A 13,270-nucleotide genomic window follows, 5' to 3' on the forward strand; every position below is an offset into this window, starting at 1 on the left:
GGGCACCATGAAGTTCCAGGTCCTGTCCATCATCGGCCACACGCCGCATCCGCTGACCGGGGAACTCCCCTCCGCGGCCGACAGGTTGACGCAGGTCGTCGATGTCGGGGTCGCGGCAGAGCGGCTCGGGTACGACGCGTACGCGGTCGGCGAGCGGCACGCGGGCACGTTCCTGTCGTCGAGCCCGACCGTGGTGCTCGGCGCGCTCGCGGCGCGCACGGCGCGGATCAGGCTGCTGACGGGCGTCACGGTCGTCGCGATCCTCGACCCGGTGCGGGTCGCCGAGGACTACGCGACGCTCGATCAACTCTCGCACGGGCGGGTCGAGTTGGTGATCGGCAAAGGAGCGGAGGCGGGCCACTTCGACCTGTTCGGGCTCGACGAGGCGCGCCAGTGGGATCTGCAGAAGGAGAAGTACGAGCTGCTCCGCCGGTTGTGGACGGAGGAAGGCGTCGACTGGGAGGGCGAGTTCCGGCCCGCACTGAAGGCGGTGACGACGGTGCCGCGCCCGTACGCGGGACTCCCCCGCGTCTGGCACGGCTCGGCGACCTCGCTCAACTCCCCCGAACTGGCGGCCAGGCACGGCGATCCGCTGTTCACCGCGAACGCCGTCCAGCCGCGGGCCGCGTACGCGAAGCTCATCGACCATTACCGGGAGCGGTTCGAGGCGTACGGCCATGATCCGGCGAAGGCGCATGTGGCGGCGGGCTCGGGCGGACTGCTGATCGCGGACACGCACGAGCGGGCCGTCGAACGCTACAAGGAGCTCTACGAGGCGAAGGTCGCCCAGTCCTTCAGACCGCACCTGGCCGGGAAGGCGGGCTACAACACACCGTTCCGCCGGATCGAGGACGCCATCGCCGACGGGCCGCAGCTCATCGGCTCGCCGCAGCAGATCATCGACAAGATCCTCGGGTACCACGAGGTGTACCGGCACGACCTGCAGTCGATCACCGTGGACGGTTTCGGGCAGGGGACGGGCGAGCAGATCGAGACGTTGCAGCGGTTCGCCGAGGAGATCGCGCCCGTGGTGCGCGAGGAGGCGCCGAGCCGGCTCTGGGAGTGAGCACCCCCGACCGGGCCGGGCCGCCGACTACTACTCCTCGTCCGAGTCGACTATCGAGCGCTCCAACTTGGCAAGGAGACGGGCGAGTTGACGCCGTTCGGCCGGGGAGATCCCGGCGAGCATCCGGCGCTCGTTGTCCAGGTGCTCGGCGAACACCTCGTCGACCTTGGCGAGCCCGTCGTCCGTCAGCCGGGAGTAGACCACGCGCCGGTCGTCGGCGTCGCGCTCCCGCACGATGAGACCGTCCTTCTCCAGGCGGTCCATGCGCAGGGTGACACCGGCCGAGGAGACGAGCCCCGAGTCGGCGAGCTGTCCCGCGGTGAGCCGGTAGGGCTTGCCCGAGCGGCGCAGCGCGGTCAGCACGTCGAACCCGGCGACGGACAGGCCGTGCCGCTCTATCGACGCGTTGAGCTTGGTGTTGTACCGCAGGAACGAGCGGTGCAGGCGGGCGAGCACCTCCAGCGGGGCGGTGTCGAGCTCGGGCCGCTCGCGCGCCCAGTCCGCCACGATCTGTGTCACGGCGTCCTGCCGCGTCGCCTTCCGCTCGGCCATCCCGTCCCCTCGCGCTGCTCCCGGGTGGGCGCGGAGTCCTACGCCCCTGAAAATTCTACCCCTGAAGCGCCCGCGTCCTGCCGGTCGGACGGCGTGGACTGTCAGCGGCCGCGGCGGCCGAGCACCCGGATCAGGACGATCGCGGCGAGCACGGCGGCGGCCGGGACGGCGGCCTTCCTCAGGAGGACCGGCAGGGCCGCGGCGCCGAGGTCGACGGCCTCCGGCTCTGCGGGAGCCGGTGCGGGGCCGTCGGGCACGGCCGACGGAGCACTCAGCAACTCCTCCAGCCGGGTGGCGAACCGGCCCACGATCCGGTCGCCGACCTCGGTCATGATGCCCCGGCCGAACTGGGCGGGCCGGCCGGTGATGTCGAGGTCGGTGCGGACCCGGACGCGCGTTCCTGCCGGGTCGGCGACGAGCTCCGCCGTGACGGCGGCGGAGACGGTGCCCGCGCCGCGGGTCTCGCTGCCGCTGAGGGCGAGGCGCATGCTGCGGGCGGACTCGTCGCGGGCCACCGTGCCCTCGCCCCGGTAGCTCATCTGCACCGCGCCGACCTTGACCTTCACGCGCCCGGTGAAGGAGTCCCCGTCGAGGGTGTCGAGGACCGCGCCCGGCATGCACGGGGCGACGCGGGCGAGGTCGTGGAAGAGCTTCCAGGCGTCGTCGGGCGCGGCCGGGACGGTGAAGGAGTGGTCGAGCTGCATGGTCGGAATCGTCCAATCGTGGGGCAGGGGTCAGTGGGTGGCGGCGGGGGCGGTGCGGAGCAGGGCGCGGATGCGGCTGGGCGAGAGCGGGCCGCGGCGGACGACGACGCCGAAGGGGCGCAGGGCGTCCTCGACGGCGTTCGCGAGGACGGCCTGCGGGGCGATGGCGCCGCCCTCACCCAGTCCCTTGACGCCGAGGTCGTTCATGGGGCTCGGCGAGTGGATCTCGTCCATGTCGAGGTCGGGGATCTCGGACGAGGTGGGCACGAGGTAGTCCATGTACGTGCCGGTGCGGGGCTGCCCGTCGGGGCCGTAGATCATCTCCTCGTAGAGGGCGCCGCCGATGCCCTGGGCGATGCCGCCGGTGACCTGGCCCTCGGCGATGAGCGGGTTGACGATGACGCCCGCGTCGTGGACGACGACGTACTGGAGGATCTTCAGCTCGCCGGTGGCCTCGTCGATCTCGACGACGGCGGCGTGCGCGCCGCTGGCGACGGCGAAGCCGGGCGGGCGGAAGTGGACGGTCTCGCTGAGCTCGGTGCCGTGCCGCCCGTCGGTGGGTTCGGAAGTGCCGGGCAGCGGGGCGCGGCCCGTGAGTTCGGCAAGCGCGAGGGTGGGCCCGTCGGGCGTCCTGGTCGTGAACACCCCTTCGGTGAGGCTGAGTTCGCCGACGGGTACGCCGAGCCGACGAGCGGCCGCGTCGAGGGCCTTCTCCCGGACGAGCTTTCCGGCGCGGTGCGTGGCGTTGCCCGCGTTGACGAGGGCGCGGCTGGCGATGGTGCCGACGCCGAACGGGGTCCGGTCGGTGTCGCCGCCGACCACGTCGATGACGTCGAGCGGGACGCCGAGCGCGTCGGCGGCGATCTGCGCCATGGAGGTGCGGTGGCCCTGGCCCTGGGAGGGGGCGCCGATGGCGAGCTTGACGCGGCCGCTGGGCGCGATGTCGATGCGGGCGGTCTCGAACGGGCCGAGCCCGGTCGCCTCGATGTACATGGCGTAGCCGACACCGATGCGCTTGCCAGGGCCCGGGGCGGACGGGACCTGGACCTTGGCGCGGGCCCGGCGCAGCAGCTCGGGGAAGTCACCGGAGTCGTAGGACTGGGGGTTTCCGGAGCGGTCGACGAGGCCGGTCGTGTACGGCATGTCGTCGGGTCCGATGAGGTTGCGGGCGCGCAACTCGGCTGGTTCTAGGTCGAGTTGCGCCGCGAGGCGGTCCATGGCCCGCTCCATGGCGAAGACCGTCTCGGGGCGTCCCGCGCCGCGGTAGGGCGTCGCGAAGGCGGTGTTGGTGAGGACGCCGAGGACGTCGATGTCGACGTTCGGGATGCGGTAGGGGCCGAGGAGGTGGCACAGCGAGTTGTACGGGACGACGAGGCCGGTCATGTTGTACGCGCCGAAGTTGACGGTGATCCGGTCGCGCACGGCGAGCAGTCGGCCCTCGGCGTCGGCGGCGAGTTCGATGCGGTGGATCTGCTCGCGGGCGTGCGAGGCCGCGGTGAGGTTCTCGTTGCGGTCCTCGCGCCAGACGACGGGTCGCCCCAACTCCCGTGCCGCATAAGGGATCAGCAGCTCCTCGACGTAGAGGATGCCCTTCTGTCCGAAGCCGCCGCCGACGTCGGTGGCGATGACGCGGACGGTCTCGGAGTCGAGGCCGATGGTGTGCGCGATGGCTTCGCGGACGCGGTGCGGGGTCTGGGTGTTGGACCATACGGTGAGGTCGCCGCTGTAGGTGTCGACGCGGGCCGCGACGGCGCGGGTCTCGATGGGCGAGGCGACGTAGCGGTGCGCCTGGAACTCCTCGCTGATCACGGTGTGCGCGGTGGCGAACGCGGCGTCCGGGTCGCCGACCCGGGCGGCGACGGCGACGGCGGTGTTGTCGGGCAGGTCGTCGTGGAGCAGCGGGGCGTCGTCCGCGAGGGCCAGGTCGGGGTCGACGAGGACGGGCAGCGGGCGGTAGCGCACGTCGATGAGTTCGAGGGCGTCCTCGGCCAGGTAGCGGCTGTCCGCGAAGACGATCGCCACCGGCTGACCCACGTACAGGACCTTGTCGGTCGCGAGCAGCGGCATCGGCGTCATGGCGACACGTGGGCCGAGGAGTTCGGCGAGGCGGGGCGGGGTGCGCAGTTCCTCGCGGTTGAGGAGGGCGGGCAGGTGGGCGACGTCGGCGCCGGTCCAGACGGCGACGACGCCGGGGGCCCGGAGTGCGGCCGTCACGTCCACGGAGTCGATGGCGGCGTGGGCGTGCGGGCTGCGCAGGACGGCTGCCTCGGCGGCGCCGGGCAGGTCGATGTCGTCCACATAGCGGCCGTTGCCGCGCAGCAGCCGGTCGTCCTCCACGCGCGGGACGGGGCGGCCGATCCAGCCGCCGGACTCGTTGCCTGACATGGTCACTCCCCCTGCTCGTACGTCTCGTCGAGGGCCTGGCCCAGTGCGCGGCGGATGTTGCGGTATCCGGTGCAGCGGCACAGGTGGCCGCTGAGGGCGTCGGCGACCTCGGTCGCGTCGGGGCGCTCGTCCTGTTCGGTCAGGGCGGTGGCCGTCATCAGGAAGCCGGGGGTGCAGAAGCCGCACTGCATGCCGTGGCACTCGTGGAAGGCGCGCTGGACGGGGGTGAGCGGCTCCTCCCCCGGGGCGAGACTCTCGACCGTGCGCAGGGTGGCGCCTTCGCACTGGACGGCCAGGGTGAGGCAGGAGCGGACGGGTTCGTCGTCGACGAGGACGGTGCAGGCGCCGCAGACGCCGTGCTCGCAGCCCACGTGTGTGCCGGTGAGGCGGAGCCGGTCGCGCAGGAAGTCGCCGAGCAGCAGCCGGGACTCGACCTGGGCGGTGACGGGGTCGCCGTTGACGGTGAGGTGGAGCTCGTGCCAGCCGGAGGGTTCGGAGAGCGGCGGTGTGCGCACGGTCCGGGGCGGCGGGGCGGGGGTGGTGGAGCTCATCGGGTGCGCTCCCATGCGGTGTGTGGTGGAGGTCATCGGGCGCGCTCCCATGCGGTGGTGCAGGCACGGACGAGGAGGTGGGCGGCGGCTTCGCGGCGATAGCGGGCCGTGGCGTGGACGTCGTCGGACGGGGCGAGGCGGTCGAGCGCCGCGGAGCGTGCGGCGTCCAGGGCGGCGGGGCCCGCGTCGGTGCCGGTCAGCGCCTGCTCGGCGGCGGGCAGCCGGACCGGTACGGAGCCGGCGCCGCAGAAGACGACGCGGGCGGCGGCCACGGCGTGGTCTGTGCGCTCCAGTAGGACGGCGACGCCGATCGTGGCGAAGTCGCCGTGTCTGCGGGCGAGTTCCTCGAACGCCCAGCCGCTCCGGCGCGGTGGGAGGACGACCTCGGTGAGCAGTTCGTCCGGTTCCACGGCGGTCTGGAAGGTGGCGACGAAGAAGTCCTCGGCGGCGACGGTACGGGTGCCGGACGGGCCCGCGATCACGAAGCGGGCGTCGAGGGCCAGGGCGGCGGTGGGGAGTTCGGCCGCGGGGTCGTGGTGGACGAGGCTGCCGCAGACGGTGCCGCGGGCGCGGATCTGGGGGTGCCCGATGTATCCGATCGCGGCGGCGAGCAGCGGCCAGCCGTCGCGTACCGCGGGGTCGGCCGCGGCGCGGGCCTGCCGGACGGCCGCGCCGATGTGCAGGGCGCCCTGCGCGTCGACGGATATCCGGTCGAGGCCGGGGATGCGGGTGATGTCGACGAGGAGACCGGGGCGGGCGAGCCGCATGTTCAGCATGGGGATCAGCGACTGGCCGCCGGCCACCACCTTGGGCTCGCGGTCCTCGTCGGCGAGGAGAACCAGGGCCTCCGTGACGGAGTGCGGGGCGCTGTAGTCGAAGGGTGTGGGTTTCAAGCCGGGCCCCCTGGGAGAGCGAGCAATCTATCTAGTAGCTGAAATAATTGATGGTGAACTATCTGTTTGGCAAGAGGCAGGAGGATACATGTACTGACGGTGCACCACCCCTGCACAGCAGGTATGCAGGCGAACGGAGCGCGCCCAGCGGCTCTTGAACGTGCGTTTAACAGTCACACCGGACCGGGACCCTTGAACGTCCGTTCAGAGGCGCCGGACGGTCGTCTACTGTGGCGAGATGGACGCAGAGCACGAGACATCCCCGGAGCGGACGCGGCGGCGCGCCCACGCGCGCGACCCCGAGAACAACCGGCTGGCCGTGCTGGAGGCGGCCCGGCGCCTGTTCGCGGCCCACGGCTACCAGGGAGTCGGCATCCGGGCGATCGCCACCGAGGCCGGAGTGACGCCCGGACTCGTCATGGCCTACTTCGGGTCCAAGGACGGACTCTTCCGCGCCGTCGTCGGTGAGGGCACCGGCGTCACGGCGCACGTGCTCGACGAGGCGAGCAACGACCGGGCCGGGCTCCCGCAGGCCCTCGCCCACTCCTACCTCGACCGCTGGGACCGGCTCTCCGCCCAGGATCCCCTCGCGGCCCTGATCCGCTCGGCGCTCAACCACCCGCCCAGCGCAGAGCAGTTGGCCGAACTGCTGGAGCGGCTCGTGACCCGGCCGCTCCAAGGTGTGCTCGGCGACTCTGCGGACGGCCGGGCCCGGACCGGCCTGGTCCGCAGCATCTTGTTCGGCGTCATCATGGAGCGCTATCTCTTCGCCCATGAGCCGGCCCGCTCGGTGCCGACGGACACGTTGGAGCCGCTGCTCACCGCCGTGCTCGCGGCGGCCGTCGGCACGGCGCCGCCGCCGAACGCACCCACGGAGCCGGCCGCCCCCGCGACCGACGCCGATACCCGTGTCTTCACCGCGCTCACCGAGTGCGCGACCCGCTACCGCGCCCTGATCGGCCGGGTCGTCAAGCGGCACGGCATCGGTCTGGCCGCCTTCGAGGTGCTGACCGAGCTGCGCCGGGCGGGCGCGCCGTACCGCCGCACCATGGGCGAGCTCGCCGCGGCGGGCACGGTCGGGGCAGGCGGCATGACACAGCACGCCGACCGGCTGGAGCGGGCCGGCTTCCTGGAGCGGGAGCGGGACGAGCGGGACCGGCGCGTCGTGCGGCTGCGGCTGACACCGGCGGGGCTCGACCTGGTCGACCGGGTGGCCGAGGAGCGGCGGGCCCAGGAGCGGCAGCTGCTCGATGGCCTGCGGCCGGACGAGCGGCGCCAACTGCGGCTGCTGCTGGGTGCGTTGGACCGCACACTCGCCGAACCCGCCGCCTCCCCGTGAACACGTTGAACGAGTTGAAGGGGTTGAATGGGTTGAAGCGGGCTGAAGCGGGTGAAGACGCGCTGAACGCGTGACGGCGCCGGGCTCTCCGCACGGGGCCCGGCGCCATCAGGGGATCACCTACGCGTTCAGCTCCTCCAGCGTCCGCCCCTTCGTCTCCACGGCGAACAGCGCGATCACCGCGCCGGCCCCCGCCACACACGCCAGCTGTACGAAGACGAGGCTGAGGCTGCCGCCGGAGCCGAGGATCGCGCCGACCGTGATGGGGCCGAGGATCACCCCGAGCCGGTTCCAGAGGCCGCCGAACGCCGCGCCCCTGGCCCGGTTGGAGGTCGGGTACAGCTCCGGCGAGTAGAGATAGAGGCCCGCGTTGATCGCGTAGACGAAGAAGGTCGTGCAGGAGGCGAAGACGGCGACCTGGAGTCCCGAGGTGACCCCGGCGAACGCCAGTGTGCCGAGGGCCAGCGCGGTGCCGCCGAGCGCGGCGACCAGGGCGGGGCGCCGGCCGATCCTGTCGATGACGAGCGCGACGGCGAACGTGCCCAGCAGGCCGGTGACGTTGCTCAGCAGGGTGTAGACGAGCGCCGTGGTCAGGTCGAGGCCGAAGTTCTTCGTGTACAGCGACGGCAGCCAGGTCGAGATGCCGTGATTGACGTAGTACGCGACGAACCACAGGGCCGAGAGGACCGTCGTGCGGCGCAGATAGCGGCCGGTGAACAAGTCACGCAGGCGGCCCCGCGTCACCTCTTCGGCAGGCGCGTCGGAGGGCTGGGGCAGGGGTTCGCCGACCGTCTTCTCCACCTCCGCCTCGATCCGGGCGATGACCCGCTCGGCCTCCTCGACCCGGCCCTGCGAGAGCAGCCAGCGGGGCGACTCGGCGACGTGCCGGGGCAGCATGACGGCGACGACGACGGGGAGCGCGCCGAGCACGAACATCGCGCGCCAGCCGAGGTTCGGGACGACCCACACGGCGACGAGGCTTGCTGCCGCCAGCCCGGCCGGGAAGATCATCTCGTAGAGCAGGACGAAGCGGCCGCGCTTGTCGGAGCGGGCGATCTCGTTGATGTACGTGGCCGCGACGGGGACGACGCCGCCGATGCCGAGGCCCTGCACGAAGCGAAAAAGCGAGAACAGCTCGATCCCGTTCGCCAGCGCGACGGCCAGACTGGCTACGCCGGTGATCGCCACGCCGAGGGCGACGGTCCGCACCCGGCCGATCCGGTCCCCCAACCAGCCCGCGATCAGTGCGCCGAAGAGCATGCCGATGGAACCGGCGGTGACCGCGAAGGTCGCCTGGCCCGTCGTGAGGTGCCAGTCCTTCATCAGAACGGGCAGCGCGGAGGCGGACAGGAGCTGGTCGAAGGCCTCGAAGAACGTCACGGCGCCGATCAGAAAGCGCACCTTGACGTGCCAGCGGGAGTGCGGCAGCCGTTCGAGCCTGGCTGCGATCGAGCCGAGGCCCTGTTTGCCGGCCACAGTCGTCATGGAGGGGTCCTTCCGCGAACACGCGAACAGAGGAGTTCCGCAGACAGTAGGAGCCGACGCCTAAGTGGTCAATGGTTAGGCACTTAGGCATATAGAGAGTGATGCCACCGTCACCCCCGCGTAACTCTCGCTGCACAGTGGCGAATCGTCGCGCACGAAGCGTGAGGACGAGAGGTCTTGCGGAGAATCATTTAAGCGCTTAGATTTCTAGCACCTCAACGATTCCAGCCCAGCCCGCCATCCTCTCTGGAGGCCTCGCCGTGTCCCATCCCCTCACCGAGATCCTCGTCGCGGGCCGGTGGCGCCGCGGCGGCGGCGAGCCCCTCGACACCGTCGACCCGGCCACCGGGAAGGTGCTCGCCACCGTGCACTCCGCGTCCGCCGACGAGGTCGACGAGGCGGCGCGGGCGGCGGCGCGGGCCGCGGCCGACCCGGCCTGGCGCGAGCTGCTCCCCCACCAGCGGGCCCGGCTCCTGTACCGCATCGCGGAGTTGACGGAGGATGCCGCGGACGAGCTGGCCGCCACGCAGACCGCGGACACCGGCAAGACCCTCACCGAGACGAAGGCGCTCGCACTCAGCGCCGCCGGCACGTTCCGCTATATGGCGGCCGCGCTGGAGACCGCCGAGGAGACGCTCACCCCGTCGCGCGGCGCGTACGTCACGATGAGCGTGCACGAGCCGATCGGTGTCGTCGGCGCGATCAACCCCTGGAACTCCCCGGTCGCCAGCGACGCGCAGAAGGTCGCCCCCGCCCTGGCGGCGGGCAACGCGGTGCTGCTCAAGCCGGCCGCCTGGACACCCCTCGTCTCCCTCGCGCTCGGCCGCGTCATCACCCGGGCTCTGACCGAACTCGACCTTCCCACCGCCCTGTTGTCGGTACTGCCGGGCAGCGGCCGGGTGGTCGGGGACGCGGTCGTACGGCACCCGCTGGTGGGCCGGATCGGGTTCACCGGCGGCACGGAGACCGGCCGCTCCATCGCGGCGATCGCCGGAGAGAAGCTCATCCCGGCCTCGCTCGAACTGGGCGGCAAGTCGCCGACGATCGTGCGCGCCGACGCCGACCTCGAACAGGCCCTGGCCGGTGTGATGTTCGGGATCTTCTCCTCCAGCGGGCAGTCCTGCATCGCCGGGTCGCGGCTCTTCGTGGCCCGCGAGATCCACGACGAGTTCGTGAGCGAACTCGTGTCGAGAGTAAGGAAATTGCGGGTCGGCCCCGGCACCGATCCCGACACCCAGGTGGGGCCCCTCGTGCACCACAAGCACCGGGACTCGGTCGCCGCGTACGTGGACCTGGCCCGATCCGAGGGCGCCGAGGTGCTGTGCGGGGGCGGCGCCCCCGAGGGCCCGGAGTACCGCGACGGCGCGTACTACCTGCCCACCGTCCTCACCGGCCTGCCCAACTCCTCGCGCACCTGCCAGGAGGAGATCTTCGGCCCGGTCCTGGTCACGCTGCCCTACGACGACGAGGACGACCTGGTGCGCCAGGCCAACGACTCGGTGTACGGCCTGGCCTGCGGGATCTGGACCCGAGACCATCGCGCCGCCTGGCGCCTCGCCCGCCGGATCGACGCGGGCACCGTCTGGATCAACACGTACAAGCAGTTCAGCGCGTCCACCCCGTTCAGCGGGATGAAGGACAGCGGACTCGGCACGGAGAAGGGGCGCGACGCCATCCGCGCCTACCAACGCCAGAAGTCCCTGTACTGGGGCACCTCCGACGCCCCGCTTCCCTGGGCCAACTGACCACCCCTTCCCCGGAGTTCCGCATGCCCCATCCCCCGATAGCCCGGCTGCGCGCCCTGCGCTCCGTCGAACTGCTCACGCCCTCCTTCGCCGAGGCCACCGACTTCTACGAGGACGCGTGGGGCCTGGAGGTCGTCGAGTCCGAGCACAGCACGAGCTGGCTGCGCGGAACCGGCGACGAGCACCACGCCCTGCAACTGACCCGCTCCGAGCGGACCGGCCTCGGCCGGCTCGTGTTCGCGGTCGCCACCCCGGCCGAGATCGACGAGGCGGCGCGCAGGCTCGAAGCGCGCGGCATCGCGGCGGTCGCCGGGCCAGGACCGCTCGACCAGGTCGGCGGCGGGTACGGCCTCCGGTTCCACGACCACGAGGGCCGGCTCGTCGAGCTGTCCGCCGAGACCTGGGCGGTCCGGCCACGCGGCCGCGCGGAGGCCGTACCGGTCGGCGTCACGCACACCGTCCTCAACACGCCCGACATCGATGCCGCTGTCGCCTTCTACTGCGATGTGCTCGGCCTGCGCGTCTCCGACTGGTCCGAGCACCAGATGGCGTTCCTGCGCTGCAACGCCGACCACCACTGCGTCGCGTTCAACCAGGCCGAGTGGGTCTCCCTCAACCACGTCGCGTACGAGATGAGTTCGGTCGACCACTTCATGCGAGGTCTGGGGCGCCTGCGGCACCACGGGATCGTCCCGAAGTGGGGCCCGGGGCGGCACGGCCCCGGCAACAACACCTTCTCCTACTTCACCGACCCGACGGGGCTCGTCTGCGAGTACACCTCCGAGGTCGCGCAGATCGTCGAGGACCGGTGGATCGCCAAGGTGTGGCGGCGTGTCCCCGAGCTGTCCGACCTCTGGGGTACGGCGGGCGCGCCGTCGAAGGAGATCCGCTGCCACATGGCCGGCCAACCGGAAGGGGTTCACGTATGACCAGCGCACTCAAGGTCGGGCTCGTCGGCTGGGGCGCCATCGGGCGCGTCGTCGGCACCGCCCTGGCGCAACAGGACGTCCAGGGAGCCGAGTTGACGTGCATCGTCGACAACCGGCCGCTCGGTGAGGCGGCCCCCGCGCCGCAGGTCTCCTTCGAGGACGCCGTCGAGCGGTGCGACCTGATCGTGGAGGCGGCGGGTCAGGGTGTCGTACGGGAATGGGGCGAGCGCGTCCTCAGCTCCGGCACCGATCTCCTCGTGGCCTCGACCGGGGCCCTCACCGACGACGAGCTGGCCAAGCGGCTGCTCGCCGCCGGGCCCGGCCGGGTCTACTTCACGAGCGGCGCCGTCGGCGGCCTCGATCTGCTCCAGGCCGTCCGCTCCTTCGGCCCGCTCGACGAGGTGCGGCTGACGACGACGAAGTTGCCGTCGACCCTCGAACAGCCCTGGATGGAGCCGGAGTTGCTGGACCGGATGCGTGCGGCGTCCGGGCCCTTGGAGGTCATGTCGGGGACCGCGCGGGACGTGCCCGTGAAGTTTCCGAAGTCGACGAACGTCGCGGCCTCGGTCGCCCTCGCCGTCGGCGACCTGGACGCTGTGCGGGTCCGGGTCGTCGCGGATCCGGCGGCCGAGCGGACCACGCATGTGATCGAGGCGTCCGGGCCGCACGGCGCGTACCGCTTCGAGGTGGCGCACCGGCCGGACCCCGCCAACCCGGCGACCAGTCAGATCGTGCCGTACGCGGTGCTGCGCTCGGTGGCGGCGCTGGCCGGACGGTCGGGGCAGATCCTGTGACCGCCGCCCGGAGGAACGCCGCCCAGGTGACCACCGGCCAAGCGAACACCGCCCGTGCGACCGCCGTGCACGTGGAGGAGGCGGGCACGGACGGGCCGCTGTTGCTGTGTCTGCACGGGATCGGCTCCTCGTCCGCCGCGTTCGCCCCACAGCTCGACGCCCTCGCGGAGCACGTCCGCGTCGTCGCCTGGGACGCTCCCGGGTACGGCAAGTCCCCTGATCCCGACGCCCCGTTGGACCTGGACGGCTTCGCGGACGCGGCGGCCGACGTGATCCGCTCGTACGGGACCTCGGCACATGTGCTCGGGGTGTCCTGGGGCGGCGTGATCGCGGTGCGGCTCGCGACCCGGCACCCGGAGCTCGTCGAGTCGATCGTGCTCGCCGACTCCAGCGCCGGGTCCGGTACCGGCGAGGCGAAGGCCGCCGGAATGCGGGCGCGCGCCGAGGAGCTGGCCGCGCTCGGGCCCCGCGCGTTCGCCGAGAAGCGCGGGCCGCGCCTCGTCTCGGACCTCGCCCCCGCCGCCCTCGTCCAGCGGGTCGTCGACACCATGGCCGACTCGATCCGGCTGCCCGGCTACGGGTACGCCGCCGAAGCCATGGCGGGCGCGGATCTGCGCCCCGAACTGTCCGCGGTCGCCGCCCCCGCGCTCGTCGTGTGCGGCGACCGCGACACGGTCACCGGCGTCGAGGCCTCCCAGGTCCTCGCCGGGGCCCTGCACAAGACCGCCTTCGTGATCGTCAAGGACGCCGGTCACCTGGCCAACCAGGAGCAACCCGAGCGGTTCAACGCCTGGGTCCTGTCCCACCTGCACATCGTCACTGCCTGA

12 protein-coding genes are annotated in these 13,270 nt (G+C 72.1%); 6 read left to right on the top strand and 6 right to left on the bottom strand.

Annotated features, from left to right (window positions below):
- The first annotated feature begins 7 nt into the window (after window positions 1–7).
- Window positions 8–1,066, top strand: coding sequence for an LLM class flavin-dependent oxidoreductase (locus ACIREE_RS09930; RefSeq protein WP_404148876.1), 1,059 nt, complete (start codon window positions 8–10; stop codon window positions 1,064–1,066).
- Between the two features lie 30 nt (window positions 1,067–1,096).
- On the opposite strand, the gene ACIREE_RS09935 is transcribed toward ACIREE_RS09930, so the two are convergent.
- The 5 genes from ACIREE_RS09935 to ACIREE_RS09955 form a co-directional block, all read right to left on the bottom strand.
- A complete protein-coding gene (locus ACIREE_RS09935) occupies window positions 1,097–1,618 on the bottom strand; it encodes a MarR family winged helix-turn-helix transcriptional regulator (RefSeq protein WP_404148879.1) in 522 nt (173 codons plus the stop codon).
- Window positions 1,619–1,719: 101 nt separating this feature from the next.
- Complete coding sequence (locus ACIREE_RS09940; RefSeq protein ID WP_404148882.1) at window positions 1,720–2,322, bottom strand: SRPBCC family protein; 603 nt, start codon at window positions 2,320–2,322, stop codon at window positions 1,720–1,722.
- A gap of 30 nt (window positions 2,323–2,352) precedes the next feature.
- Entirely contained in the window at window positions 2,353–4,707 is a 2,355-nt protein-coding gene (locus ACIREE_RS09945; protein ID WP_404148885.1) for a xanthine dehydrogenase family protein molybdopterin-binding subunit, read from the bottom strand.
- A gap of 2 nt (window positions 4,708–4,709) precedes the next feature.
- Entirely contained in the window at window positions 4,710–5,258 is a 549-nt protein-coding gene (locus ACIREE_RS09950) for a (2Fe-2S)-binding protein (protein ID WP_404148888.1), read from the bottom strand.
- A gap of 32 nt (window positions 5,259–5,290) precedes the next feature.
- Window positions 5,291–6,151, bottom strand: a complete 861-nt coding sequence (locus ACIREE_RS09955) for an FAD binding domain-containing protein (RefSeq protein ID WP_404148890.1) — start codon at window positions 6,149–6,151, stop codon at window positions 5,291–5,293.
- A gap of 238 nt (window positions 6,152–6,389) precedes the next feature.
- On the opposite strand from ACIREE_RS09955, the gene ACIREE_RS09960 reads away from it, so the two are divergent.
- Entirely contained in the window at window positions 6,390–7,490 is a 1,101-nt protein-coding gene (locus ACIREE_RS09960) for a TetR family transcriptional regulator (RefSeq protein ID WP_404148893.1), read from the top strand.
- A 120-nt stretch (window positions 7,491–7,610) separates the two neighbouring features.
- On the opposite strand, the gene ACIREE_RS09965 is transcribed toward ACIREE_RS09960, so the two are convergent.
- A complete protein-coding gene (locus tag ACIREE_RS09965) occupies window positions 7,611–8,975 on the bottom strand; it encodes an MFS transporter (RefSeq protein ID WP_404148896.1) in 1,365 nt (454 codons plus the stop codon).
- A gap of 221 nt (window positions 8,976–9,196) precedes the next feature.
- Here ACIREE_RS09965 and ACIREE_RS09970 point away from each other — a divergent pair, with 221 nt between their 5' ends.
- The 4 genes from ACIREE_RS09970 to ACIREE_RS09985 are packed head-to-tail and all read left to right on the top strand — an operon-like array spanning window position 9,197 to window position 13,270.
- On the top strand, window positions 9,197–10,720 hold the full coding sequence (locus ACIREE_RS09970; RefSeq protein ID WP_404149396.1) for an aldehyde dehydrogenase: 1,524 nt from the start codon (window positions 9,197–9,199) through the stop codon (window positions 10,718–10,720).
- Between the two features lie 23 nt (window positions 10,721–10,743).
- On the top strand, window positions 10,744–11,649 hold the full coding sequence (locus ACIREE_RS09975; RefSeq protein WP_404148899.1) for a VOC family protein: 906 nt from the start codon (window positions 10,744–10,746) through the stop codon (window positions 11,647–11,649).
- Entirely contained in the window at window positions 11,646–12,443 is a 798-nt protein-coding gene (locus tag ACIREE_RS09980; protein ID WP_404148902.1) for an aspartate dehydrogenase domain-containing protein, read from the top strand. The genes ACIREE_RS09975 and ACIREE_RS09980 overlap by 4 nt, the downstream gene beginning before the upstream one ends.
- 26 nt (window positions 12,444–12,469) lie before the next feature.
- Window positions 12,470–13,270, top strand: a complete 801-nt coding sequence (locus tag ACIREE_RS09985; RefSeq protein WP_404148905.1) for an alpha/beta fold hydrolase — start codon at window positions 12,470–12,472, stop codon at window positions 13,268–13,270.

It is taken from the genome of Streptomyces sp. NPDC102467, from assembly GCF_044765445.1.
Taxonomy (GTDB): Bacteria; Actinomycetota; Actinomycetes; order Streptomycetales; family Streptomycetaceae; genus Streptomyces.

What these genes read in the sequence shown, in the direction of transcription:
- ACIREE_RS09965 (WP_404148896.1), bottom strand. Translation starts at nt 8,975, where the DNA reads ATGACGACTGTGGCCGGCAAACAGGGCCTCGGCTCGATCGCAGCCAGG.
- ACIREE_RS09935 (WP_404148879.1), bottom strand. Translation starts at nt 1,618, where the DNA reads ATGGCCGAGCGGAAGGCGACGCGGCAGGACGCCGTGACACAGATCGTG.
- ACIREE_RS09975 (WP_404148899.1), top strand. Translation starts at nt 10,744, where the DNA reads ATGCCCCATCCCCCGATAGCCCGGCTGCGCGCCCTGCGCTCCGTCGAA.
- ACIREE_RS09945 (WP_404148885.1), bottom strand. Translation starts at nt 4,707, where the DNA reads ATGTCAGGCAACGAGTCCGGCGGCTGGATCGGCCGCCCCGTCCCGCGC.
- ACIREE_RS09960 (WP_404148893.1), top strand. Translation starts at nt 6,390, where the DNA reads ATGGACGCAGAGCACGAGACATCCCCGGAGCGGACGCGGCGGCGCGCC.
- ACIREE_RS09940 (WP_404148882.1), bottom strand. Translation starts at nt 2,322, where the DNA reads ATGCAGCTCGACCACTCCTTCACCGTCCCGGCCGCGCCCGACGACGCC.
- ACIREE_RS09950 (WP_404148888.1), bottom strand. Translation starts at nt 5,258, where the DNA reads ATGAGCTCCACCACCCCCGCCCCGCCGCCCCGGACCGTGCGCACACCG.
- ACIREE_RS09980 (WP_404148902.1), top strand. Translation starts at nt 11,646, where the DNA reads ATGACCAGCGCACTCAAGGTCGGGCTCGTCGGCTGGGGCGCCATCGGG.
- ACIREE_RS09930 (WP_404148876.1), top strand. Translation starts at nt 8, where the DNA reads ATGAAGTTCCAGGTCCTGTCCATCATCGGCCACACGCCGCATCCGCTG.